The organism is Isoptericola sp. NPDC057391 (genome assembly GCF_042668085.1).
GTDB lineage: Bacteria > Actinomycetota > Actinomycetes > Actinomycetales > Cellulomonadaceae > Isoptericola.
Genome location: NZ_JBHVBO010000014.1, coordinates 17,712 through 40,740 on the forward strand (window position 1 = coordinate 17,712; position 23,029 = coordinate 40,740).

At 75.0% G+C, this 23,029-nt stretch carries 21 protein-coding genes; 7 read left to right on the top strand and 14 right to left on the bottom strand.

Annotation, left to right across the window (positions count from 1 at the left end):
• Positions 1 to 8: 8 nt before the first annotated feature.
• Positions 9 to 644, bottom strand: coding sequence for a LuxR C-terminal-related transcriptional regulator (locus tag ACFUVW_RS03745; protein ID WP_430570009.1), 636 nt, complete (start codon positions 642 to 644; stop codon positions 9 to 11).
• On the bottom strand, positions 641 to 1,843 hold the full coding sequence (locus tag ACFUVW_RS03750; RefSeq protein ID WP_430570010.1) for a sensor histidine kinase: 1,203 nt from the start codon (positions 1,841 to 1,843) through the stop codon (positions 641 to 643). Before ACFUVW_RS03750 ends, ACFUVW_RS03745 begins: the two co-directional genes overlap by 4 nt.
• A gap of 149 nt (positions 1,844 to 1,992) precedes the next feature.
• On the opposite strand from ACFUVW_RS03750, the gene ACFUVW_RS03755 reads away from it, so the two are divergent.
• Together ACFUVW_RS03755 and ACFUVW_RS03760 are read left to right on the top strand one after the other, a co-directional pair.
• Entirely contained in the window at positions 1,993 to 3,102 is a 1,110-nt protein-coding gene (locus ACFUVW_RS03755; RefSeq protein WP_430570011.1) for an FtsX-like permease family protein, read from the top strand.
• A gap of 25 nt (positions 3,103 to 3,127) precedes the next feature.
• Positions 3,128 to 3,817 carry an ABC transporter ATP-binding protein gene (locus ACFUVW_RS03760; protein WP_430570012.1) on the top strand — a complete coding sequence of 230 codons (690 nt, stop codon included), beginning with the start codon at positions 3,128 to 3,130 and terminating at the stop codon, positions 3,815 to 3,817.
• On the opposite strand, the gene ACFUVW_RS03765 is transcribed toward ACFUVW_RS03760, so the two are convergent.
• From ACFUVW_RS03765 to ACFUVW_RS03795, 7 genes are read right to left on the bottom strand one after another with little or no spacing between them, the layout of a single operon-like run.
• Entirely contained in the window at positions 3,814 to 4,278 is a 465-nt protein-coding gene (locus ACFUVW_RS03765) for a DUF2255 family protein (RefSeq protein ID WP_430570013.1), read from the bottom strand. The genes ACFUVW_RS03760 and ACFUVW_RS03765 overlap by 4 nt on opposite strands.
• A 58-nt stretch (positions 4,279 to 4,336) precedes the next feature.
• Positions 4,337 to 5,605, bottom strand: coding sequence for an arginine deiminase (locus ACFUVW_RS03770; RefSeq protein WP_430570014.1), 1,269 nt, complete (start codon positions 5,603 to 5,605; stop codon positions 4,337 to 4,339).
• A gap of 46 nt (positions 5,606 to 5,651) precedes the next feature.
• The gene (locus ACFUVW_RS03775) at positions 5,652 to 7,100 is read right to left on the bottom strand and encodes a basic amino acid/polyamine antiporter (protein WP_430570015.1); all 1,449 of its coding nucleotides are present in this window, start codon (positions 7,098 to 7,100) and stop codon (positions 5,652 to 5,654) included.
• 25 nt (positions 7,101 to 7,125) lie between these two features.
• Positions 7,126 to 8,703, bottom strand: a complete 1,578-nt coding sequence (locus tag ACFUVW_RS03780) for a proton-conducting transporter membrane subunit (RefSeq protein ID WP_430570016.1) — start codon at positions 8,701 to 8,703, stop codon at positions 7,126 to 7,128.
• Positions 8,704 to 8,709: 6 nt separating this feature from the next.
• Positions 8,710 to 9,246: a hypothetical protein gene (locus ACFUVW_RS03785; protein ID WP_430570017.1), complete on the bottom strand. Its 537-nt coding sequence runs from the start codon at positions 9,244 to 9,246 to the stop codon at positions 8,710 to 8,712.
• 22 nt (positions 9,247 to 9,268) lie between these two features.
• On the bottom strand, positions 9,269 to 11,998 hold the full coding sequence (locus ACFUVW_RS03790) for a cation-translocating P-type ATPase (RefSeq protein WP_430570018.1): 2,730 nt from the start codon (positions 11,996 to 11,998) through the stop codon (positions 9,269 to 9,271).
• Between the two features lie 41 nt (positions 11,999 to 12,039).
• Complete coding sequence (locus ACFUVW_RS03795) at positions 12,040 to 13,773, bottom strand: FAD-dependent oxidoreductase (RefSeq protein ID WP_430570019.1); 1,734 nt, start codon at positions 13,771 to 13,773, stop codon at positions 12,040 to 12,042.
• Positions 13,774 to 14,027: 254 nt separating this feature from the next.
• On the opposite strand from ACFUVW_RS03795, the gene ACFUVW_RS03800 reads away from it, so the two are divergent.
• Positions 14,028 to 14,405, top strand: coding sequence for a hypothetical protein (locus tag ACFUVW_RS03800; protein WP_430570020.1), 378 nt, complete (start codon positions 14,028 to 14,030; stop codon positions 14,403 to 14,405).
• Here the strand turns inward: ACFUVW_RS03800 and ACFUVW_RS03805 are convergent.
• Positions 14,381 to 15,139, bottom strand: a complete 759-nt coding sequence (locus ACFUVW_RS03805; RefSeq protein WP_430570021.1) for a response regulator transcription factor — start codon at positions 15,137 to 15,139, stop codon at positions 14,381 to 14,383. The genes ACFUVW_RS03800 and ACFUVW_RS03805 overlap by 25 nt on opposite strands.
• Positions 15,140 to 15,238: 99 nt before the next feature.
• Here ACFUVW_RS03805 and ACFUVW_RS03810 point away from each other — a divergent pair, with 99 nt between their 5' ends.
• Positions 15,239 to 15,526, top strand: coding sequence for a UBP-type zinc finger domain-containing protein (locus ACFUVW_RS03810; protein WP_430570022.1), 288 nt, complete (start codon positions 15,239 to 15,241; stop codon positions 15,524 to 15,526).
• A gap of 4 nt (positions 15,527 to 15,530) precedes the next feature.
• Here the strand turns inward: ACFUVW_RS03810 and ACFUVW_RS03815 are convergent, their stop codons facing one another.
• Together ACFUVW_RS03815 and ACFUVW_RS03820 are read right to left on the bottom strand one after the other, a co-directional pair.
• Positions 15,531 to 16,094, bottom strand: coding sequence for a GrpB family protein (locus ACFUVW_RS03815; protein WP_430570023.1), 564 nt, complete (start codon positions 16,092 to 16,094; stop codon positions 15,531 to 15,533).
• Between the two features lie 35 nt (positions 16,095 to 16,129).
• Positions 16,130 to 16,924 (bottom strand): TSUP family transporter, encoded by a 795-nt coding sequence (locus ACFUVW_RS03820; protein ID WP_430570024.1) that lies wholly within the window; start codon positions 16,922 to 16,924, stop codon positions 16,130 to 16,132.
• A gap of 93 nt (positions 16,925 to 17,017) precedes the next feature.
• Between ACFUVW_RS03820 and ACFUVW_RS03825 the strand changes: the two genes are divergently transcribed.
• From ACFUVW_RS03825 to ACFUVW_RS03835, 3 genes are all read left to right on the top strand, one after another.
• A complete protein-coding gene (locus ACFUVW_RS03825) occupies positions 17,018 to 17,773 on the top strand; it encodes an AraC family transcriptional regulator (RefSeq protein WP_430570025.1) in 756 nt (251 codons plus the stop codon).
• A 151-nt stretch (positions 17,774 to 17,924) separates the two neighbouring features.
• On the top strand, positions 17,925 to 19,352 hold the full coding sequence (locus ACFUVW_RS03830; RefSeq protein ID WP_430570026.1) for an MFS transporter: 1,428 nt from the start codon (positions 17,925 to 17,927) through the stop codon (positions 19,350 to 19,352).
• Positions 19,330 to 20,025 carry an aspartate/glutamate racemase family protein gene (locus ACFUVW_RS03835; protein WP_430570027.1) on the top strand — a complete coding sequence of 232 codons (696 nt, stop codon included), beginning with the start codon at positions 19,330 to 19,332 and terminating at the stop codon, positions 20,023 to 20,025. Before ACFUVW_RS03830 ends, ACFUVW_RS03835 begins: the two co-directional genes overlap by 23 nt.
• An 8-nt stretch (positions 20,026 to 20,033) precedes the next feature.
• Here ACFUVW_RS03835 and ACFUVW_RS03840 read toward each other — a convergent pair whose 3' ends face one another.
• Positions 20,034 to 20,345, bottom strand: a complete 312-nt coding sequence (locus tag ACFUVW_RS03840; RefSeq protein ID WP_430570028.1) for a DUF1330 domain-containing protein — start codon at positions 20,343 to 20,345, stop codon at positions 20,034 to 20,036.
• Positions 20,346 to 20,415: 70 nt separating this feature from the next.
• The gene (locus ACFUVW_RS03845; RefSeq protein WP_430570029.1) at positions 20,416 to 23,004 is read right to left on the bottom strand and encodes a family 78 glycoside hydrolase catalytic domain; all 2,589 of its coding nucleotides are present in this window, start codon (positions 23,002 to 23,004) and stop codon (positions 20,416 to 20,418) included.
• Positions 23,005 to 23,029 lie beyond the last annotated feature (25 nt).

Consider the following 23,029-nt stretch of genomic DNA (forward strand, 5'->3'; position numbering starts at 1 on the left):
TCAGGAGGTCAGAGCATCCCGCGCTCGCGGGCGACGGCGGCAGCCTCGGTGCGCGACTGGGTGCCCAGCTTGGCGTTGATGTGCGCCAGGTGGGACTTGACGGTGGCGACGGACACGAAGAGCTCGCGCGCGATGGCGTCGTTGGACCGGCCGGCGGTGACGAGGCGCAGCACCTCGAGCTCGCGGGCGCTGAGGTTCTCGCCCGGCGAGCGCATGCGGCCGAGGAGCCGACGCTGCACGTCGGCGCCGAGGGTGACCTCGCCGGCCGCGGCGGACCGGATGGCACGGGCCAGCTCCTCGGTGGGCGCGTCCTTGAGTAGGTAGCCGGTGGCCCCGGCCTCGACGGCGGCGAGGATGTCGGCGTCGGTGCCGTAGGTGGTCACGACGAGCACCGGCGTCGCGTGCCGGTGCACCACCGTGCCGGTCGCCTCGGCGCCCCCGAGCCGCGGCCGCCCCCGGCCGGCGTCGCCGAACCGCAGGTCGAGCAGGACGACGTCGGCTCGGCCGCCGTCGTCGAGCCAGGCGAGGAGGCCCTCGGCGGTGCCGGCCTCGTGCACGACGCGCATGTCGGGCTGACCGTCCACCACGGCCCGCAGCCCGGCGCGCACCACGGGGTGGTCGTCGGCGAGCACGACGTCGATCATGGCTCCTCCACCGGCAGCGTGACCGCCAGGGCGGTGCCCGCCCCGGGCGAGGTCTCGAGCGCGACGGTGCCACCCAGCTCGTGCGCGCGCGACCGGACCGAGGGCAGCCCGAAGCCGCGCCCGGACACCCCCGCGGCGGCCGCGGCGGCCGCGGGGTCGAACCCCCGCCCGTCGTCGACGACGTCGAGGGTGACGGTGTCCCGCTCGTAGGTGAGCGTGAGCCGGGCCCGGGCGGCGCCCGAGTGCTGCACGACGTTGGCGAGGGCCGACTGGGCGACGCGCAGCAGCGCCGTCTCGACGGGGACGGGCAGGGGCCGGACGTCGCCGGCGGTGCGCACGGACACGTCCAGCGGCTGCCGCTCGGCCACGCGGCGCAGCGCGGCGACGAGGGTGGTGCGGTCGAGGTCGGGCGGCGTGAGGTCCTGCACGACGCAGCGTGCTTCGGCGAGGCTGTCGCGGGCGGCGCCGCGCGCCTGGCCGACGAGGTCGTGGGCCCTCGCGTCGTCGGTGCCGACGGCGTCGTCGGCGGCCCGCAGCAGCAGCTCGATGGCGGACAGCGACTGGGCCAGGGTGTCGTGGATGTCGCGGGCCAGGCGGGCCCGCTCGTCGGTGACGGCCCGCTCCCGCTCGGCCTGGGCGAGGTGCTGGCGCACCTGGGTGAGTTCGTCGACCGTCCGCTGCCGCGTCTGGGACTCGCGGACGAAGGCCTCGATCCCCAGCACGACCCCCACGGCGACGGCGCCGCCGAGCACGGGCCCGAGCACAAAGCCGGTCCAGGGGTCGTCGGCGTCGGCCTGGACGAGCAGCCCCTCGGCGACGGCGAGCGCCGTCGTCACGACCACCGCGACGACGCCGCGGTGCGGCCCGAGCACGTGCATCTGCAGCAGCATCAGCGGGAACGCGAGCCACAGCGCCGCGGGCGAGAGCCACAGCAGCACCACCCACGGGATCACGAGGGCCGCGATCCACGCGGCGTCGGGCCACCAGGCCCCGCGCGGGGTGTCGACGGCCCGGTCGTGCACCCGCACCGCCCGGCGACCGGCGACGTACACGGCGACGAGCACGGCCGCGACGGCGGCCGACGCCCACGCCCGGCCCGGCGGGGCCTGCACGACGGCGACCACGGCGAGCGCCGCGAGCAGGACGTCGAGCCCCAGGATCAGGGCGCGCGTCGCCGACGGCTGAGGGTGGCGGATCACCCCGTCCACGGTAGCCGCGCGGGTCGCCGCCGCATCGTCCGAAAGGTGGAACGGCCGGGCCACCCTTCGGCGCCGCAGGATCCGCCCGGGTCCCGATGATCGCGGGCGCCCCGACGCGGAGGCTGGAAGCAGTCCGGAACACCCGTCCTGTGGAGGTCATCCCCGTGTTCGTCGCCCTGCGCGACCTGCGCCACGCGCGCGGCCGCTTCGTCCTCATGTCCGTGGTGATCGTGCTGATCACCTTCCTCGTCACGTTCCTCGCGTCCCTGACGGCGGGCCTGGCCCGCGAGTCGACGTCGGCGGTCACCGACCTGCCCGCCGACCACCTCGCGTTCTCCATGCCCGCCGCCGGCGACGCGCCGGAGTTCACGGCGTCGCGCGTGACGAGCGACCAGTGGGAGGGCTGGGCCGACGCGCCGAGCGTGGAGTCCGCCGAGCCGCTGGGCCTGGCGACGACGCGCGCCGCGTCGGACAGCACGACGGCGTCCGTCACCGCGCTGGGTGTGGCCGACGGCTCGGGCCTCGTGCCGGGCGGGCAGGACGTCGAGCCGGGCACGGTCGTGCTCACCCCGGGCGCGGCGGACGCCCTCGGCGCGAGCCCGGGCGACACGGTCACCCTGGGCGGCGTCGAGCTCACGGTCGCGGCCACGGTCGACGCCGACCAGTCGTTCTCGCACACCCCCGTCGTGTGGACGACGCTCGACGACTGGCAGGCGGTCGGCGCGCGCGGGGCGACCGGCGGCGAGGACGTCGCGACCGTCGTCGCGCTCACGACGACCGACGAGGCGGTCGACGCCGCCCTTGCCGACACCGACGCCGCGCTCGGCACGACGACGGTCACGACGTCGGACGCCCGCTCGGCGGTGGCATCGTTCGCCGGCGAGAACACGTCGCTGTCCACGATGCAGGCGTTCCTGCTGGTCATCTCCGCGCTGGTGGTGGGCGCGTTCTTCACCGTGTGGACCATCGGCCGGTCCGGGGACGTCGCGGTGCTCAAGGCGCTGGGCGCTTCGACCCGCTACCTGCTGCGCGATGCCCTCGGCCAGGCCGCGGTGCTGCTGGTCGGCGGCGTCGCGGTGGGCACCGGGCTCACGGTCGCCGGCGCCTCGCTGCTGCCCGACGTCGTCCCGGTGGTCGTGACGACGTCGACGACGCTCGTGCCCGCCGCGGCTCTCGTGCTGCTCGGGCTGGCGGGCGCCGCCGTCTCGATCGCCCGCATCACCCGCATCGACCCGCACGCCGCGCTCGCGGCGCGCTGACCTGCTGACAACCGGGAGGACCCCGATGGACCTGCACCTCGACCACGTCACCCTCGTCTACCCCGACGGCGACGGCACGCTCACCGCCGTCGACGACGTCGACCTCGCCGTCCCCGCCGGCACCACGACCGCGCTGCTCGGACCGTCGGGCGCGGGCAAGTCCAGCCTGCTCGCCGTCGCGGCCGGGCTGACGAACCCCACCCGCGGCGAGGTCCGGGTCGGCGACGACGTCGTCTTCACGCCCACGACGACGGTCGCCGCCGCGACCCGCGCGCGCCTGGACCGCATCGGCATGGTGTTCCAGTCGCCGCAGCTGCTGGGCTCGCTCACCGCGCTGGAGCAGCTGGAGCTGCACGCGCACCTGCGCGGTCGGCGCCCGTCGAGCGTCCGCGCCCGGGCGATGGGGCTGCTGGACGCCGTCGGCGTCGCCGACCACGCCGGCAAGCGGCCCGCGCAGCTGTCCGGCGGGCAGCGGCAGCGCGTCGCCATCGCGCGCGCCCTGGTCGGGCGGCCGGAGGTGCTGCTGGTCGACGAGCCGACGTCGGCCCTCGACCACGAGCGCGGTACCCGGGTGGTCGAGCTGATCACGGGCCTCGCCCGCGAGTCCGGCGCCGCCACGCTGCTGGTGTCGCACGACCCGTCCACGCTGGCCGGCGTCGACGCGACGGTGCGGATGCGCGACGCCCGGCTCGAGCGGGTCCCCGAGCTCGCCTAGCAGCTCGGGCAGGGCTCCTGCACGCGCCGCGGGCGGCGCGCGAGGCGGGCGGCGTCGAGGGCCTCGGCGACCCGCTCGCCCCACGTCGCGCGCCGGAGCCGCACGCGGAACGTGCTCGCGGCGGCGACGTCGGACGTCACGGCGGCGACCTTCTCCGGCGCGCACCGCCCGTACCTGGCGAGGTACGCGTCGTCGAGCAGCGCGTGCAGCTCCGGCGCCACCTCCGCGAGAACCACCGGCTGGCGGGTGCCGTCGACCTGGAGGTGCGCCCGCCCGCCGCCGGCGCGCCGCGCGACCTCGGGCGCGGAGCGCACGTACAGGTCGTGGCCCAGCCGGACCATCCAGCCGCGCCACGGCCGGGGTTCGCGCGCCATGACCACCTGCACGGCGGTCGCGGCCTCGAGGGCCTCGAGGACGTCGAGCTCGTGGAGGAAGGCGGTCGCGCGCGTCAGGAGGGTCACGACGGGTCGAACAGTGACCTGGGCCACCGGTATTCCGGCGGGGCGCTGCCGTCGTCGGTCACCAGTCCAGCGCGTCGCGCGAGATCGGGCAGGTCATGCAGTGCCCGCCGCCGCGCCCGCGGCCGAGCTCCGCCCCCACGATGGTGATGACCTCGACGCCGGCGCGGCGCAGCGCGGCGTTGGTCAGGGTGTTGCGGTCGTAGGTGAAGACGACGCCGGGCTCGAGGGCGACGGCGTTGTTCCCGGAGTCCCACTGCTGCCGCTCGGAGGCGTACACGTCGCCCGCCGTCTCGACCACGCGCAGCTTCGGCAGCCCGAGGGACCGGGCGACGACGTCGACGAACGGGGTGTCGCCCTCGTCGGTGACCTCGACGCCGGGCGCCGCGTCCGAGGGCCGGAGAGTGAACGCGTGGATGCCGTCGACGATCGTCGGGTGCACGGTGACCAGGTCGCGGTCGGCGAACGTGAACACGGTGTCCAGGTGCATCGCCGCGCGCAGCCGCGGCATCCCCGCGACGACGACCCGCTCGACGTCGCCGCCCTCGAACAGCGCCTTCGCGAACTGGGTGATGCCCTGCCGCGACGTCCGCTCGCTCATGCCCACGAGCACGGTGCCGTTGCCGACCGGCATGACGTCGCCGCCCTCGATCGTGGCCTGCGCCCAGTCCTGCTCCGGGTCGCCCCACCACACCCGCGAGCCCACGTACTCCGGGTGGAAGGAGTAGATCGCCTTCATCAGCAGCGTCTCGTCCTTGCGGGCCGGCCAGTACAGCGGGTTGAGCGTGAGACCGCCGTAGATCCAGCAGGTCGTGTCGCGCGTGTACAGCGTGTTGGGCAGCGGCGGCAGCAGGTACTCGGGCGTACCGGTGGACTCGCGGGCCAGGTTCACGTAGTCGCTGCGGAAGTCGGCGGGCAGGTCGTGCGTCGAGAGCCCGCCGATGAGGAAGCGCGACAGCTCGCGGTCGGTCTGCGACTCGAGATAGGCCCGCGTGCCCTCCACGAGGCCGAGCCCCACCTGGTTCGGCACCACCTTGCGGTCCAGCAGCCAGTCCCGCGCCTGCGGGATCGCCATCGTCTGCGCCAGCAGGTCGTGCAGCTCGACGACCTCGACGCCCCGGTTGGTGAGCTTGTTGACGAAGTCCAGGTGGTCGCGCTGCGCCGACTCCACCCACATGACGTCGTCGAACAGGAGGTCGTCGGAGTTCGTGGGGGTGAGCCGCTCGTGGGCGAGCCCGGGCGAGCAGACCAGCACCTTGCGCAGCCGGCCGACCTCCGAGTGGACGCCGTGGGCCGGGGCGGCGGGATGCGCGGACGGTGCGGTGGTCATGAGGAGAACCTTTCGGTCGGACGACGGACGGTGAGGTCGGTGGCGGTCAGATCGAGATCCAGCCGGCGACGAGGCCGATCACCGCGAGGACGGCGATCGCGACCACGACGACGAACAGCACCAGCTCGGCGGGGGTGAAGGCCCTGCGCCCCTGCTCGCGCCGCGTCATGACGAACAGGATCGTCGCGGGCGCGTAGAAGAGGAACGAGACCAGCACGAGGCTCAGGCCGGCCGCGAAGACGAGGAAGGCCGTGTAGACGGTCGCCAGGACCGTGATCACGAGGTCGCCGCGCAGGGTCGACGGCGGCGCGCCGTCGTAGGTCTCGCGCGTGGCGCGCAGCTTCACCGCGTAGAGCGCGGCGAGCAGGAACGGGATGAGCGTCATGACGGCGGTCATGTCGAGCGCGAAGTCGAACGCGTCCTCGGAGAAGTACGTGAGGATCAGCACGACCTGCGACAGGGAGGTGCTCAGCAGCAGCGCGTTGACGGGCACGTCGCGGTCGGTCGACCGGGTGAGGAAGCGCGGCATGTCGCGGTCCTTGGCGGCCACGAACAGCACCTCGGCCGCCATCAGCGTCCACGCCAGGTACGCCCCCAGCACGGAGATGATGAGGCCGACGCCGACGAAGACGCTGCCCCACTCGCCGACGGCCGCCTCGAGCACGCCCGCCATCGACGGCTGCCGCAGCTCGGCGATCTCGCCCATCGGCATGATGCCGTAGGACACGATCGTCACCGACGCGAAGATGGCGAACACGCTGACGAAGCCGAGGATCGTGGCCCGGCCGACGTCCTCGCGCCGGCGCGCGTGGCGGGAGTAGACGCTCGCGCCCTCGACGCCGAGGAACACGAAGACCGTCACCAGCATGGTGCCGCGCACCTGGTCGAACAGGGAGCCCGCGTAGTCGGCGCCGCCCCAGTTCTCCGCGAACGCGCTGGGGTCGAAGACGAACAGCGCCAGCAGGACGAAGACGATGATGGGGATGATCTTGGCGACGGTGACGATCCGGTTGATCGCCGTCGCCTCCTTGATGCCGCGCCGCACCAGCAGGAAGAACAGCCACAGGCCGACGGTGGACAGCGCGAGCGCCAGCACCGTGTCCCCGGCGCCGAGGGCGGGGATCCACTGCCCCAGCGTCGACATGATGAGCACCCAGTACGTGACGTTCCCGACGCACGCGCTGGCCCAGTAGCCGGCGGCCGCGAAGAAGCCCGTGTACTCGCCGAAGCCCGCCTTCGCATAGGCGTAGACCCCGGCGTCGAGGTCGGGCTTGCGCATCGCGAGCCGCTGGAAGACGAACGCGAGCATCAGCATGCCCGCACCGGCCACGACCCAGGCGATGAGGGCGCCCATGACGCCCGTCTCCTGCGCGAACCGGCGCGGCAGCGAGAACACCCCCGCCCCGACCATGGACCCGACGACCATCGCCGTGAGGGTCAGCAGCGACACCTTCGTCGTCGTGCCGGGCCCCGACGTCGTGTCCTGGTGCGCCATCTGTCGTGTCCTCCTGGGGTGGGACCTACCGGGTGCTGCGGCCGATCGTTCCACCGTCGCGCCTGGTCCGCGCGTCGGCCGCGCGTTCGGCACTGCGTTCGGCACGGCGGTCGACCCTGCTCGCGACGGCGTCCAGGAGGTCGCCGGCGGGGATGCGCAGGGTGCGCGTCCAGGCGGGCAGGACGCCGGCCCGGGCGGCCCCGAGGACGGCGCCCGCGACGGCGAGCCCGAGCAGGATCGGCCACGCCGCGCCCCACGCCGTCACGGCGTCGAGACCGGGCACCTTCTCGGGCGACAGCCAGAGCCACGCCAGGGCCCAGGTGCCGATCGTGCCGCCGACGGCGAGCACCGCCCACGACCACAGCCCGGCGTCGGGCGCGGCCGGGCCGGGATGCCCCGACGCCCGCAGCAGCACGAACGCGCGGACGAGCAGCAGGGTCGAGACGGTCGCGACGAAAGGGAGCACCGCCGTGACGTCGACGAGGAACGGCGCCTCCCCGACGGCCCGCTTGGCGGCGTACTTGGCCACGGCGCCGCTGCCGAGCGGTGCGCCCGTGATCGCGAGCGCGAGCACCAGCGCCCCGCCCGCGACGACGGCGCGCGCCCGCCCGGCGCCGTACCGCTCCCAGACCTCCACCGCCATGATCAGGCCGCCCTTGGCCATGCCGTGATGCACCGCGTAGACGACGGCGGTGAGCAGGCACGCCTCCGCCAGGTCGGGGGCCCCGAGCGCGACGCCGACGACCAGGGCGAGGAACCCCATCTGGCCCACGGTGCTGTACGCGAGGGAGACCTCCGGGTCGTCGGTGAGGACGCCCGGCACGAGGACGCCGAACGCCCCGACGAGCGCCACCACGACCAGCACGGTGCCCCAGCCCGGCAGCGCCTCGTGACCCAGCGGCAGGAACCGGAGCCAGCCCACCAGCCCGACCTTGACCACGGTGCCGCTCAGCACGGCGCCGACCGGCACCGACGCCGCCGCCTCGTCGATCGGCAGCCACCCGTGCAGGGGGAAGGTGGCCGCCTTGATGCCGAACCCCAGCAGGAGCAGCCCGACGATCACCCCGCCCGTGGGAGCCGCCGCGACCGCCGGCGGGGTGTCGGCCAGGCGGAGCCCGCCGGCCGCGACCACGAGCACCACGGCGACCGCGAGGACGACGTCGCTCGCCACCGCCAGGACCAGGTAGAGGCGCGCGGCACGGCGCGCCCTCGGAGTGCGGGGGTGCAGGATCAGCCGGTGCGCGGCGACCGTCGTCGCGACGCACCCGGCGAGGAACGTCACGGCGTCGGCAGCGACCAGCACCGTCGCGGTGCCGACGAACGCGACGAGCAGCAGCCCGCTGCGCGACGCCGTCCGCGCGTCGGCCGACCGCGCGGTGAGGGCGAGCGCCGCGGCGTACAGCACCCCGACGAAGAGGAGCAGCGGCCGCCCCACCAGGTCCAGCTGCAGCGCCACGCCGCGGACCGGGCCGAGCAGGTCCACCACCACGACCGGCGCGAGGGCGAGCGGCGCCGCGCGGACCAGTCCGTCCGTGGCGCGGGTCAGCAGCGCCGCGGCCACCACCGCGGGCACCGCGAGCGCGACGAGCAGGAGCCAGGTCATGTGCGCCTATCCGTGGGCGAGCACCTCGAGGGCCACGACCGCCAGCCCGAGCACCACCTCGGCCAGCAGGAGCAGCCACTTCTGCCAGGTGGGGATCGCCGCGCGCCGCACCCCCACGTACCCGATCAGGCCGAGGCTCGCGACGAGCGCGTAGGTCGAGGCGGTGAGCGCGCCCGCCGTCGTCCACACCCCGGCGGCGGCCAGCCACAGGAACACGAGCGGCAGCACGACGACGCCGCCGGCGCTGGAGACCACGCCCACCATGTGGCGCCCCTCGGCGCGCGACGGGAGGTGGCTGTGCGCGACGACGTGCGACACGAGGTCGGCGAGGAAGACGGCCAGCAGCGTGCCGCCGACGGTGATGACCAGCGTGGTCGCCGCACGGCCGGGCGTCAGGCCCTCGACGTGGCCCCGCAGCGCCAGCACGACGGCCAGCGCCGCGAACGTGACGTACACGCGCTCCTTGAGCCGGTCTGCGCGCTGGTCCGGCGTGAGCTGGTCGCGACGACGCCGCCGGCGCTCGCGTTCGAGCTGATGACTCATACGCGCACGGTAGGCCCCACGGTCACGCACGGACGCGCGCGGCGCGGGCCCTGCCCACCGCCTTCACCACCTCGACGAGCAGGAAGACGACGAGCGCCAGCCCCGCCGTCTTGCCCCATTCCTCGAGGCCGATGGGGGCGGCGTCGAACCAGTCGTGCATGAACGGCGCGTACACGAACACGCACTGCAGGGCGATCAGCGCGACGGCGGAGAGCCAGACGACGCGGTTGCCGCGCAGCACGTCCACGGTGAGGCTCGACCGGTCGAGGAACCGGCAGTTGAACAGGTAGGCGAGCTGGCCGAGCGCCAGCATGGTCACCGCCGTGGTCTGAGCCTGGGCGAGCGGCGCGCCCTGCGCCCGCTCGGCGTAGAAGACGACCAGCGTGGCGCCTCCGATGAGCAACGACACGACGAGGATCCGCCGGACGAACGCGGCGTCGAGGATCGACGCCCGCGGGTCGCGCGGGGGCCGCGACATGACGTCGGGCTCCGCCTTCTCGTACGCGAGGCCGAGGGACAGCGTCACGGCCGTGATCATGTTGATCCACAGCACCTGCACCGGCGCGAGCGGCAGCACCAGGCCGAACAGCACGGCCACGAGGATGACCAGCGACTGCGCGCCGTTGGTCGGCAGCAGGAAGAGCACGGACTTGCGGATGTTGTCGTAGATCCGCCGCCCCTCCTCCACGGCCCGCTCGATGGTGGCGAAGTTGTCGTCGGCGAGCACCACCTCGGCCGCGTCCTTCGTGGCCTCCGTGCCCTTGATGCCCATCGCGACGCCGACGTCGGCCTGCGTGAGCGCGGGGGCGTCGTTGACGCCGTCGCCCGTCATCGCGACCACCTCGCCGTGCGCCTGCAGCGCCGACACGATGCGGATCTTGTGCTCCGGGCTGGTGCGGGCGTACACGTGCACGTCCTGCACGACGGCGCGCAGCTGTTCGGAGGACATCGCCTCCAGCTCGGCGCCGGTGAGCACGGCGGGCCCGGCGCCGTCGGGGCCGTCCCCGACGTGGACGATGCCCATCTCGCGGCCGATCGCCACCGCGGTGCCGGCGTGGTCGCCCGTGATCATCGTGACGGCGATGCCCGCGTCGCGGCACTGCGCGATGGCGTCGATCGCCTCGGGGCGGGGCGGGTCGACGATGCCGACCAGCCCGCACAGCTCGAGGCCGGTGAGGGAGTCGGCGAGCTCTCCGGACGGCTCCGCGGACGGGTCGACGCGCCGGCGGGCCGCCGCGAGCACCCGCAGGCCCCGGCCGCCGATCTCGTCGATCTGCGCCTCCCAGAACGCGCGGTCGATCGGCTCCGCGCCGCCGTCCGGGGCGGTCTGCGTGGTGCAGCGGTCCAGCACCCGGTCCGGCGCGCCCTTGACGTGCACGACCTCGCCGCCGTCGGGTGCCCGGTCGAGGGTGGCCATGTACTTGTTCTCGGACTCGAACGGCACCAGGTCCCGCCGCGACCAGCCCGCGGTGTCGAACCCGGCCTTCATGCCCAGGCTGCGCAGCGCGCCCTCCGTCGGCTCGCCCACCAGCCGCCAGTCCTCGCCCTGACCGCCGGGCTCCCCCGGCACCACGCGGGCGTCGTTGCACAGCATCATCGCGGCGACGACGGCGGCGGCGTCGGCCTCGGCGAGCAGCTCGGGGCGCGGCGGCAGCGGCGCGTACCCGGCACCCTCGACGTCGAGCGACCGGCCGGCGGTGCGCACCAGCCGCGCGGTCATCTCGTTCTTGGTGAGCGTGCCCGTCTTGTCCGAGCAGATCGTCGTGACGGAGCCGAGCGTCTCGACGGCGGGCAGCTTGCGCGTGATGGCGCGGCGGCGCGCCATCTGCTGCACGCCGAGCGCCAGGGTGATCGTCACCAGGGCGGGCAGGCCCTCGGGGACGGCGGCGACGGCGAAGCCGATGGACGCGGAGACCAGCTCCGGCACGGAGAAGTCGTGCACGACGCGGCCGATGATCACCATCACCACGGCCATGCCGAGGATGAGCACCGCCAGCAGCTTGCCGAACCGGTCGAGCTGCTTGGTCAGCGGCGTCTCCAGGCTCGTGACCTCGGAGATCATCGTCTGGATGCGGCCGATCTCGGTGCGCTCGCCGGTGGCCGTGACCACCCCGACGCCCTGCCCCGCGGCCACGAGCGTGCCGGAGAACAGCATGCTCGTGCGGTCGCCCACCCCGGCGTCGGCGGCCACGGCGTCGACCCGCTTGCTCGCCGCGACCGACTCCCCCGTGAGCGCCGACTCCTCGACCCGCAGGTTGGTGGCCTGCAGCAGCCGCACGTCGGCGGGCACCCGGTCGCCGGAGCGCACGCGCACCACGTCGCCGGGGACGACGTCGTCGGCGTCGATCCTGGCCCATGCCCCGTCGCGGCGGGCCTCCGCGTGCACGGACAGCATCTGGCGGATGCCGTTCAGCGCGCTCTCGGCGCGCCCCTCCTGGATGAAGCCGATCGCCGCGTTGACCACCGCGACCAGCAGGATCACGGTGAAGTCGACCCAGTCGCCGAGGATCGCCTTGAGCACCGCGGAGACCAGCAGGATGTAGATGAGCACGTCGTCGAAGTGCACGAGGACCCGCTTCCACAGCGGGTCCTTCTCCGGCGGCGGCAGCCGGTTGGGCCCGACCTCCGCGAGCCGTTCCGCCGCGCCGACGGCGGTCAGCCCGCCGTCGTCCGTGCGCAGCGCGGCGAGCACCTCGGCGGGCGGTCGTGACCAGGGGGTCCCGTCCGTGGCGACGTCCTGCGCAGATCCCATGCCGCCATTCGACCCCGGTTCGCCCCGTGCCGCGCGGCGGGTCACCGAGGGCTCCCTCCGCCGAACTCCTGCGCCCGCAGCCAGGCGAGGTGCGCGTGCACCAACGGCAGCACGGACGCGCCCTCGCCGCTGGCGGACGCGACGCGCTTCATCGAGCCCGCCCGCACGTCGCCGACGGCGAACACGCCGCGCAGCGTCGTCTCCAGGCTGGCGGGCGGGCGGCCGTCCACCCACTGCTCCTGCGGCACGTCGCGGCCGGTGAGGACGAAGCCGTGGTCGTCGCGGGCGACGGCGTCCGGCAGCCAGCCGCAGTCCGGCTCGGCGCCGAGCAGGCAGAACAGGCCGTCGGCGTGCGTCTTCGACCGCTCGCCCGTGTCCAGGTCCTCGGTGATCAGCCACTGCAGGCGGCCGTCCCCGCCGCCGTCGGCGACGGCCGTGCGCGCCCGGACGGCGACCGTCGGCGTCGCGGCGATCTCGCGGACCAGGTAGTCGGACATCGTCTCGGCGATGCTCGCTCGCCGTACGAGGATCGTCACCGAGCCGGCGAACTTCGCCAGGTGCACGGCGGCCTGGCCGGCGGAGTTCCCGCCGCCCACGACGACGACGTCCCGGTCCGTCATCTCGCGCGCCATCGAGCTCGCCGCGCCGTAGTGCACGCCCGCGCCGACGAGGTCGTCGACCCCCGGCACCCCGAGCCGGCGGTACGAGACGCCGGTCGCCAGCACCACCGTGCGCGCGCACAGCTGCGCGCCGTCGACGTGCACGTGGTGGTGCTCCGGCTCGTCGGCCGGGCCGGGCTCGATCCGCGCCACCGGGCGGCCCGTGTAGAAGCGGGCGCCGAACCGCCCGGCCTGCACGCGAGAGCGCTGCGCCAGCCGCATCCCCGAGATACCGCGCGGGAAGCCGAGGTAGTTGCGGATCATCGAGCTCGACCCGGCCTGGCCGCCGATGGCCTCGCGTTCCAGCACCACCGTGGCCAGCCCTTCGGACGCCGCGTACACCGCGGCCGCCAGCCCGGCCGGCCCCGCCCCGACCACGGCGACGTCCGCGATCTCGCCCGGCGGGATCGAGTCGTAGCCGCCGTACATCGCCTCCGCGACGGCGGACGGCGTCGCGCCCGAGAGCACGCGGCCGTTGAACGCGCGCACCACCGGGAGGCCCGCGCCGGCGCCCGCCTCGGTGAGGATCTCGCGCGCCGCGGCGTCGTCGGGGGCGAGCACGCGGTTCGGGACGCCGAGCCGCTCGAGCAGGTCGCGGACGGCGGCCGCGTCGCGGTCGCCCGGCTGCGCGACGATCTCCGTGGACGTCACCGTGGGCCGGGCCACCGACCAGCCCCACTCCGAGAGCAGCTCGACCAGCGCCGTGTGGAACTCCTCGTCGCGCGCGCCGCGCGGGATGCCGACGAACGTGTCCATGTCGCGGCGCAGCAGCGCAGCCCGCATCTCGTCCAGCGCGTCGGCGTACTCGTCGCCCGAGATCAGCGCGACCCGCCGGGCCGTCGACACGACCGCCGGCACCTGGTGCAGCAGCTCGACGCCCGCCGCGTCCGGCAGCCGCCGCTCTGCCGCGATCATCGCCACCGGCTCCCGCGCGGCCACCAGGTCGCGCAGCCGGTCCAGCGCCGCGTCGGCGGTGCGCACGAGCTCGACGCGGTAGTCGCGGTCGTACCGGGCCCGGAACTCTTCCTCCACCCGGGAGGCGTGCGCGTCGGCGACCAGCAGGACCACCGGGCGGTCGACGGGGCTCTCGGCGCGTGCTTCCGGACGCTCGGGCATGCGGTCAGGGTAGGCGGCGCCGGAATCCTGAGCAGATCTTGAGCCAAACCTGCCGGCGCACGGCGGTCACCTCGAGGTTCGCACCGCAGGATCGAGATCGCTCGACCCACGATCACCTCCCGGAGCACCATGTCGATCTCGCCGCCCGGACCCCCCGGGGCCGCCGCCGTGCACATCTCCCCCTGGGTGCACGGCCACGCCCCGCGGTCGGCGGGACCGGTGGTGCTCCGGGAGGAACGCCCCGGGCCTCGTCCATGAACCCGGGCCTGTCCCCCACCATGGCGGCCGCGTGGCAGTCGCTCGAGGACGACCTCGACGGCGACCGGGCGGCGGTCGCCGGGTTCGCGGGCTCCTGGGCCGGCCTCCTGCCGCACCGCATCGGGGCGCTCTCGGCGGCACTGGCGCACGCCGACGCGGACGGCGCCTGCGAGGTGCTCCTGACCCTCACCTGCACCGCGGACATGCTCGGCATGGACGGGCTCGCGGGCGCCGCCACGCGCGGGCTCGACGCTCTGGAGGACGAGGGGATCGTGGGCGCGCAGCGGCACGTCGACACGATCGCCGACGAAGCCCGGACCGCCGCGATCGTCGTCGCCGGCGTCCTCGCTCAGGAGGGCTGGTCGAACCTGTAGCCCACGCCCCGCACGGTGCGGATCCAGCGGGGGGACCCGGCATCGTCGCCGAGCTTGCGGCGCAGGTTGGTCACGTGCACCTCGACGCTGCGGCGGTCCTGGTCGGTGACCGGGGTGCCCGTGTCGTACTCGTCCGCCCACAGCACGCGGACCAGCGCGTCCTTGGGGATGGCGTGCCCGGGCGCGCTCGTGAGGGCGACGAGCAGGTCGAACTCGCTGCGCGTCAGGTGCACCTCCGCCCCGTCGACGGCCACCGTGCGCGCCGCCACGTTCACGACGAGCCCGTCGGCGGCCGGAGCGGCCGCACCCACGGCCGCCGACGGCACCTCCCGGCGCGGGCGGCGGAGCATCGCCTCGATCCGGGCCCGCAGCTCCCGGGGGCGGAACGGCTTGGTCTGGTAGTCGTCGGCGCCCGCGTCCAGCCCCATGAGCGCGTCGATCTCGTCCGTGCGAGCGGTGAGCATCACCACGTACGTGTCCGACACCGCACGGATCCGGCGGCACACCTCGAAGCCGTCGATGTCGGGCAGCCCCACGTCGAGGGTCGTGACCAGCGGGTCGAACGTGCGCACGAGCTCGACCCCCTCGCGGCCCGACGCCGCCGTGCGCGTGGCGAAGCCCGCCTGGGTCAGCACCGCGTCGAGCAGGTCGCGGACGTCGGGGTCGTCCTCCACGACGACGGCCGTGCGCTCGCGCGCGTCGTCGCCGCTCCGTGGGTGGGGTCCGGCGAGCATGACGACACGCTAGCGAGGTGGCGCCCAGGACGCAGCGCGCGCCACACCTTCCTAGACTCGCCGGGGGCGGCGACAGGACCCGCCGGAGGGGGGCTCACCATGGCCAGCACGTGCACGCACCTGGACCGGATCGTCCCCGTCGCGGCGGAGGTGGTCGGCGAGTGCCCCGAGTGCGTGGCCGCCGGCGGCACCTGGGTGCACCTGCGGGCGTGCCTGGAGTGCGGGCACGTCGGCTGCTGCGACTCGTCGCCGGCGAAGCACGCGACGGCGCACTTCCACGCCAGCGCGCACCCCGTGATGCGGTCCCTCGAGCCCGGGGAGCACTGGGGCTACTGCTTCCCGGAGGAGCTCCTCATCCCGGGTCGGGACATGCCCGAGGTCCCGTGACGGCTCAGCCCCGGGCGCCGCGCCGGGCGATCCCGCGGTTCGTCCCCGCGATCGCGCGGCGCTCCTCCTCGGAGAGCCCCGCGCGCCGCAGGACCCGGCCGAGCACCTCGCTCTTGAGCAGCAGGTACTCGTCGATGTCGGCGGCCACGGCCGCCGCCCGTCGTTTGACCGCCCCGTACTCGTCGCGCAGCGCCGGGTCGTTGCGCAGCACGTCGCGCACGGCCAGGTGGTTGCGCAGCGCCAGGGAGCCCGCCACGGCCACGTAGGTGTGGCTCGGCGCGAACCGTTCCGGCGTGTCGAAGGCGTACCGGCCCGCGATCCCGAGGTCGCCGCGCGGGACGAAGCCGAGGCCGGCGAGCGCCGCGGACGCCGCCTCGACGTCCGGCTCGGCCACGACGACGTCCACGTCGATCACCGGCTTCGCCGCCAGGCCCGGGACGGCGGTGCTCCCCACGTGCTCGACGGAGAGGTACGGCGCCCGCGCCTCGTCGAGGGCCCGCGCGTAGGCGGCGCGGAGCTCCTCGAAGCGCGCGGGCCAACCCGGGTGGTAGTCGACGACGGAGATCACGGCACCACGCTAGCCAGGTTGCCCGGTGCGCCGGATCACCCGACCGCGGCGACCGTCGCGGCCGCGGCCGCGAGCAGCGCGAGGTAGGTCCAGGCGTGGACGCCGTCCGGGATGCGGGGCGGGCGGCGGCGCAGGAGGACCACGACGGGCAGCGCGCCGACCAGCAGCGCTGCCGCCGACCCGACGTCGACGCCGCCCACCAGGCCCGGCGCGGGAGCCACCCCGCCCCGCACGAGCAGGGAGACCGCGAGCGCCGGCGCGGCGATCGCGAGGGTCAGCGGGTTCGCCAGGGCGGTCGCCGCCGCCATGGAGGCGCCGCCCCGCCGCATCATCGGGACGGTCATCACGCTGCCGCCCACCCCGAGGAACGCGGCGACCGCGCCGACCGGCGCGCCCACCCAGCCGGCCAGGGCGCCGCGTGCCGGCCCGCCGGGGCGGGCGGACGACGCCGGCCGGAAGAACCCGGGCCGCACCAGCAGGTCGACGATCGTGACGCCCACGTAGGCGACGAAGCCCCAGCGCAGCACCGGGTCCGGGGCGAACCGCCCCGCGAGGGCGCCGAGCGCCCCGCCGGCGGCGAGCAGGACGAGCAGGACGCCACCGCCACGGAGCCCGCGCAGCACCTCGGGGCGGGTGGCGGCCGTGGCCACGGCGGCGTTGACGAGCATGACCAGCGCCGAGGTCGCGGTGGCGACGCGGACGGCGTCGCCGCCGAGCCCGACGTCGACCACCGCGATCACCGGCACGGTCACGAAACCGCCGCCGAAGCCGAAGAGCACGGTCGTCACGCCGACGGCGAGACCGACCAGGACGAGGAGGAGAACGAACACGCCCTCCATCACACGCCTCCGCCCGCCGGGCTGACTACCGACGGAGCGCCGAGTTCTTTCGAGACTTCGCCACGGCGGTCGTACGGTGGACGCGTGCGCAACGTCTCCGTCGCCGACTACGACCACCTCCCGGTCGACGTCCTGCCGATCGGGACCGACTACCCGCCGGGCCACCTGCTCCCCCGGCACGCGCACCGCCGGGCGCAGCTGCTCTACGGCGCCAGCGGGGTGATGCTGGTCGAGACGGACGAGGGGTCGTGGACCGTCCCGACCGACCGTGCCGTCATGATCCCGCCCCGCGTGCCCCACGAGGTCCGGATGCTCGAGGTCTCCACCTGGAGCCTGTACGTCGAGCCCGCCGCCGTCCCGTGGTGGCCCACGCAGTGCACCGTCGTCGACGTCGGCCCGCTGCTGCGCGAGCTGCTGCGCACCTCGGCCACCTTCCCGGCCGAGGTCGAGGCGGGCGGGCGCGAGGACGCCGTGCTGCGCCTGGCGCTGTGGGAGCTGCGCGAGGTCTCGCCGGTGCCGCTGGCGATCTCGTTGCCGCGCGACGAGCCGTTCCGCACGCTGTGCCGCGCCTACCTGGCCGCCCCCGACGTGGCCGTGACCAACGCCCGCTGGGCCCGCGGCGCCGCCCTGGGCGAGCGGACGTTCGACCGCCGCTTCCGCGAGCAGTCCGGGACCAGCCCCGCCGCCTGGCGCGCCCGGGCCCGCCTGCTGGCGAGCCTGCGGATGCTGCCCGGCTCGTCCGTGACGGCGGTCGCCGCCCGCCTCGGGTACGCGTCGCCCGCGGCCTTCACCGCGGCGTTCACGCGGGCGTTCGGCACGCCGCCGTCGCGGTTCTCCTGACCGGGGGACGGCGGGCGCGCGGGACGACCCGTTGACACCCGCTCCCCCTCCCTGTAACTTTGGTATACCGTTGTTCCCGGAAGAACTCTTCCGAACCACGGAATCTCATCGCTCGGCTCAGCACGTTTCTCAACGAGGAGAACACGGAAGAATGGCCACGACAGCACCGCGGGGCGAGGCCCCGACCACCTCGATCCCGGACCAGATCGAGAGCACCTATCAACGGATCGGCGTGACCGCCGCGCACCGGCAGATCGTCGTCATGATCCTGCTCGGCGTGTTCTTCGACGCGCTCGAGCAGAACGCCGTCGGGATCACCGGCCCCGTGCTGCAGGAGAGCTGGGGCCTCGGCGGCGCCGAGATCGGCTTCCTCAACACGATGACGTTCACGGCGACGGCGCTGGGCCGCATCGCGACCGGCCTCATCGTCGACCGGTTCGGCCGCCGCAACATGCTCACGATCAACCTCATCGTGTTCGCGCTCGGCTCCCTGCTGTGCGCGCTCGCGCCGAGCTACGCCGTGCTCGCGATCGGCCGCTTCATCGTCGGCTTCGGGCTCGGCGGCGAGATCGCCGTGGCCGTCATCATGATGGCCGAGTTCTTCTCGGCCCGGCACCGCGGCACGGCCGTCGGGCTCATCAACGTCACTGCCGGCGGCCTCGGCAACATGCTCGCCCCCGCGTTCGGCGTCCTGGTCTTCACCGTCTTCGAGGGCCCCGACAAGTGGCGCTGGGTGTTCGGCCTGCTCTTCGTGCCCGCCCTGCTGGTGCTCTGGTTCCGTCGGTACGTGCCCGAGACCCCGCGCTACCTCGCCGCCACCGGACGGCTGCGCGCGGCGAACGAGGTGCTCACCCGGATGGCCCGCGGCCGCCTCGCCGGTCGCGTCGAGACGGAGGAGTTCCTGGTCGAGCCCGCCGTCCGTGCCCCGGCCCCCGCGCCGGCGCCGCGCGGGGCGTGGCGGATGGTGTTCCGCGCCCCGTACCGCCGGCGCACCGTGCTGCTCGTCGTCGCCGTCGCGATGTCGTACGCGGCGCAGATCTCCATGCTCACGCTCATGCCGACCGTCCTCGTCGCCACCGGCTACGAGCTCAACCAGAGCCTGTGGTTCACGCTGCTCATGCAGAGCGGGTCGCTGCTCGGCGCCGCCACCGCCGCGTTCCTGGCCAAGCGGCTCGCCCGCAAGAAGGTCCTCACGGCCGCCGCCGCCATCGGCTGCGGCTCCGGTCTCGCGATCGCGCTGCTCGGGTCGGACATCGTCTTCGTGCTGCTGTTCGGCGTGGCGTTCAACTTCGCGATCATCGTGCTCAACACCACGATCTGGCTGTTCGCCCCCGAGCTGTACCAGACGCGCGTGCGCGGGTTCGGCACGTCCATCATCCTTGCCGCCGGCTCGCTGTCCGGCGGTCTGTTCCCCCTGGTCAGCGGCGCCGTCTTCGACCGGTACGGCCTCGTCGGGATGTTCGGCGTGCTCGCCGCGCTGTTCGTCGTGCTCGCCGTCGTCGTGCAGTTCACGCCGGAGACCTTCGGCAAGCCCATGGAAGAGGAGGAGACCCCCGATGTCGACGCCGACGCCCGCTGACGCCGCGCCGGGCCGGGCGCTCGTCGCGCTCGTCAACCCGAACACCAACCGGCGCACCACCGCGATGATGGCCGACCTCGCACGGACCGAGCTCGCGGCCGGCGCCGACGTCGTCGAGGTGACGGCCCCGCGCGGGCCCGCCATGATCGTCGAGCCCGAGGCGCTCGCCGCGGCCGAGGACGCGGTCCTCGAGGCGGTGCGCGACGTCGTGCGGCGCGAGCGGCCCGACGCCGTCGTCGTCGCGGCGATCGGCGACCCCGGCCGGGCCGCGCTCGAGGCCGAGCTCGACGTCCCGGTCGTGGGCATCGGGCAGGCCTCGGTGCTCGCCGCCGCGGCCGGCGGGCGGCGCTTCGGCATGGTGACGACGACCGACCGCCTCGCGGGCGCGCTCGCCGACCTCGTCGCGGCCCACGGCTGCTCCGCGGGGTTCACGGGCGTGGAGCTCACCCGCGACGGGCCGCTCGAGCTCGCCGCCGACCCCGAGGAGCAGTACCGGCAGCTCCTCGAGGCCGTGCGGGCGTGCGAGCGACGGGGGGCCGAGGCGGTGATCGTCGCCGGCGGGCCGCTCAGCGAGACCGCGCGGCGCCTGCGCGAGACCGTGGCGGTCACGATCGTCGAGCCGGTCCCCGCCGCGTGCGCGCTCGTGCGGACCCGGGTGGCTGCGGTGCGGTGAGGACCGGCTCAGCCCACGGGACGCACGCGCAGGATCTCGGTGCGCGCGATCGCGCGGTCGCGCACGTCGAGCCGCGCCTCGCGGTCGGGGTCGGCCATGAAGTCCGCGAGCGCCTCCTCGTCGGGCATCTCGATGAGCTGCACCTCGGTCGGCTGGACGGCGCCGTGCGCGGCGTCGTCCGTGTGCGCCACGTTGGTCACGCGGTGCAGCACCCGCCCGCCGTGCCGCGGCACGAGCGCCAGCACCGCGGTCTCGTAGTCGGCCAGCGCCTGGGCCTCGCCGTCGGCCGCCCACAGCAGCACGCACAGGGTGATCGCCATCGTCCACCTTCTCTCGTCGTCGTCCGCCGATCCTGTCAGCCCCGCCTCGTCCGCGCGGGCGACCCGCCGGTCAACCGGCCGGGAGCGGACGGCCCACGGGCACCCACGCGCCGGCCACGTGGTGCGTGCCGGGGCCGACCGTGCGGGGCTGCTCGTCGAGCGGCAGGTCCAGGTGGGCGGTGACCCCCGGGGGCACCTCGAGGTCGAGCTCGAACCGCCCCTCGACCAGGCGCCAGGTGACCGCGAGGGGTCCGTACGGGCTGTCCAGCCGGGCGGACGCGCTGGCGAGCTGGCCGGTCACCAGCGGGCGCACGGTGACCTCCCGGTAGCCGGGCGCGGCGGGCGCGAGGCCGGCGACCGACCGGTGCAGCCAGTCGGCGACGGCGCCGTAGGCGTAGTGGTTGAACGACGTCATCGCGCTGGGGTGGATCGAGCCGTCGGGCAGCAGCGAGTCCCATCGCTCCCAGACCGTCGTGGCGCCCATCCCCACCGGGTAGAGCCACGACGGGCGGGTGCGGGTCAGCAGCATCGCGTGCGCCAGCTCGGGGTGCCCGGCACGGCACAGGGCGTCGAGGATCAGCGGGGTCCCCAGGAATCCCGTGCTCACGTGGAAGTCGGCCTCGCGCACCAGCGTCGCCAGCCGGCTCCCCGCGCCGCGGCGCTGCGCGTCGGTCGCCAGCAGGTCCCACACGAGGGTCAGGGCGTACACGGTCTGGCAGTCGCTGCGCACCGCGCCGTCCGCGCCCACGTAGGCCGCGCGGAACGCGTCCCCGACGTCGGCCGACAGCCCCGCGTACCATCGCGCGTCGGCGTCGTGCCCGAGCACCTCGGCCGTGCGGGCCAGCAGGTGAGCGCTGCGCGCCAGGTAGGCCGTGGCGACGACGCCCGGGTCGGCCTTCACCGCCGCCGAGTCGTCGGGCGGCGCGTCCGGGTCCAGCCAGTCGCCGAACTGGAAGCCGGTGTCCCACAGCAGGGAGTCGCCCGCCAGCGCGCGGGCCTTCTCCACCCAGGCGCGCATCGAGCCGTACTGCCGCTCCAGGACGCCGACGTCGCCGTAGCGCTCGTACAGCGTCCACGGCACGTGCACCGCCGCGTCCGCCCAGCCGGCGGCCGGCGTGTGCTGCCCGCCGTCCGGTCCGGGGCCGCGCAGCTCGCGCACGACGTCGGGCACCACGTAGGGGACGCCGCCGTCGGGCTGCTGCTCCGCGGCGAGGTCCTGCAGCCAGGAGCCGAGGAACCCGCCGACGTCGAAGAGGAAGGTCGCCGTCGGGGCGAACACCTGGATGTCGCCCGTCCAGCCGAGGCGCTCGTCCCGCTGCGGGCAGTCCGTGGGCACGTCGAGGAAGTTGCCGCGCATGCCCCACACGACGTTCTCGTGCAGCCGGTTCACGGCCGGGTCGGAGCACGCGAACCACCCCGTGCGGCGCAGGTCGGAGCTCACGACGACGGCCCGCGCGTCCTGGGCGCGCACCTCGGCGCCCGTCACCTCCGCGTACCGGAAGCCGTGGAACGTGTAGGCCGGCTCCAGCACCTGCTCGCCGCCGGCGAGCACATAGGTGTCCGTCGCCCGCGCCGCACGCAGCGGCCGCACGCCGAGCTCGCCGTCCTCGAGCACCTCGGCGTGCCGCACCGTGACGGTGTCGCCCCGCTCCCCCGTCACGCGCAGGCGCACCCACCCGACCACGTTCTGGCCGAAGTCCACGATCTGCCTGCCGCTCGGCGACGCGCGGACCTCGCGAGCGGGGACGGTCGCGACCTCCCGCACCGGCGGCCCCGTCGGCGCGACGAGCCGCCCGGTGCCGGTGGCGGGGCCGGCCTCCAGCACGTCGACCGGCCCGTCCGCGACGGCGTCGGGCGCGAGCGCCTGTCGCAGGTCGGTCGTCTGACCGTCGTAGAGGTCGTCGGCGAGCACGCCCGTCGTCCCGGCACGCCACCGCTCGTCCGTGACGACGGTCTGCCGCCGACCGTCCTCGAACGTGACCTCCAGCTGGGCGAGCAGCGCCAGCCGGTCGCCGTACGTGTCGCGCTGGTGCGTCCAGGTGAGCTGGCCGCGGTACCAGCCGTTGCCGAGGCCCACCGCGATGCGGTCCGCGCCGGGTGCGCGCAGGTGCTCGGTGACGTCGAAGGTCTGGTAGCGCAGGCGCGCGTCGTACGCCGTCCACCCGGGGTCGAGGTGGTGGTCGCCCACGCGGCGGCCGCCGATCCAGGCGTCGTAGACCCCGTGCGCCGTGACGTACAGGCGCGCGGACGCCACCGGCCCCTGGAGCTCCAGGTCGCGGGCCAGCACGACGGCGCCCCCGTCCAGCCCACCGACATGGCGAGGGCTGACGAACCGCGCCTCGACGTCGCCGGGCGACAGCAGGCCGGCCTCGATCGCGAGGGGCTCGCTCCACGGCGACCACCCGGCGTCGGACTCGGCCCGCACCTGGACCTCGACCCGCTCGCGCGAGCGCAGGTCGCGGAAGGGCCAGGCGACGAGCACCTGCTCGGGCCCCGCGACCCCGCGCTCCTCGACGGCGCCGTCGGCGGTGCGCAGCTGCACCTCGTAGCCGCGCTGCACCCCGCCCCCGCCCGCCCGCGTCCAGGACAACCGGGGGGCGGCGGTGCCGATCCCCAGCTCCGGCGCGCCGTACTCGGCCACGAGCCGTTCGATGCGCATCGTCACGCCTCCTCGCGGGACGGAC

Coding starts and splice junctions, on each gene's coding strand:
- ACFUVW_RS03840 (WP_430570028.1), bottom strand. CDS start 20,345: ATGGCGATCACCCTGTGCGTGCTGCTGTGGGCGGCCGACGGCGAGGCC.
- ACFUVW_RS03830 (WP_430570026.1), top strand. CDS start 17,925: ATGGCCACGACAGCACCGCGGGGCGAGGCCCCGACCACCTCGATCCCG.
- ACFUVW_RS03805 (WP_430570021.1), bottom strand. CDS start 15,139: ATGCTCGCCGGACCCCACCCACGGAGCGGCGACGACGCGCGCGAGCGC.
- ACFUVW_RS03760 (WP_430570012.1), top strand. CDS start 3,128: ATGGACCTGCACCTCGACCACGTCACCCTCGTCTACCCCGACGGCGAC.
- ACFUVW_RS03780 (WP_430570016.1), bottom strand. CDS start 8,703: ATGACCTGGCTCCTGCTCGTCGCGCTCGCGGTGCCCGCGGTGGTGGCC.
- ACFUVW_RS03785 (WP_430570017.1), bottom strand. CDS start 9,246: ATGAGTCATCAGCTCGAACGCGAGCGCCGGCGGCGTCGTCGCGACCAG.
- ACFUVW_RS03775 (WP_430570015.1), bottom strand. CDS start 7,100: ATGGCGCACCAGGACACGACGTCGGGGCCCGGCACGACGACGAAGGTG.
- ACFUVW_RS03795 (WP_430570019.1), bottom strand. CDS start 13,773: ATGCCCGAGCGTCCGGAAGCACGCGCCGAGAGCCCCGTCGACCGCCCG.
- ACFUVW_RS03845 (WP_430570029.1), bottom strand. CDS start 23,004: ATGCGCATCGAACGGCTCGTGGCCGAGTACGGCGCGCCGGAGCTGGGG.
- ACFUVW_RS03800 (WP_430570020.1), top strand. CDS start 14,028: ATGAACCCGGGCCTGTCCCCCACCATGGCGGCCGCGTGGCAGTCGCTC.
- ACFUVW_RS03810 (WP_430570022.1), top strand. CDS start 15,239: ATGGCCAGCACGTGCACGCACCTGGACCGGATCGTCCCCGTCGCGGCG.
- ACFUVW_RS03790 (WP_430570018.1), bottom strand. CDS start 11,998: ATGGGATCTGCGCAGGACGTCGCCACGGACGGGACCCCCTGGTCACGA.
- ACFUVW_RS03770 (WP_430570014.1), bottom strand. CDS start 5,605: ATGACCACCGCACCGTCCGCGCATCCCGCCGCCCCGGCCCACGGCGTC.
- ACFUVW_RS03835 (WP_430570027.1), top strand. CDS start 19,330: ATGTCGACGCCGACGCCCGCTGACGCCGCGCCGGGCCGGGCGCTCGTC.
- ACFUVW_RS03745 (WP_430570009.1), bottom strand. CDS start 644: ATGATCGACGTCGTGCTCGCCGACGACCACCCCGTGGTGCGCGCCGGG.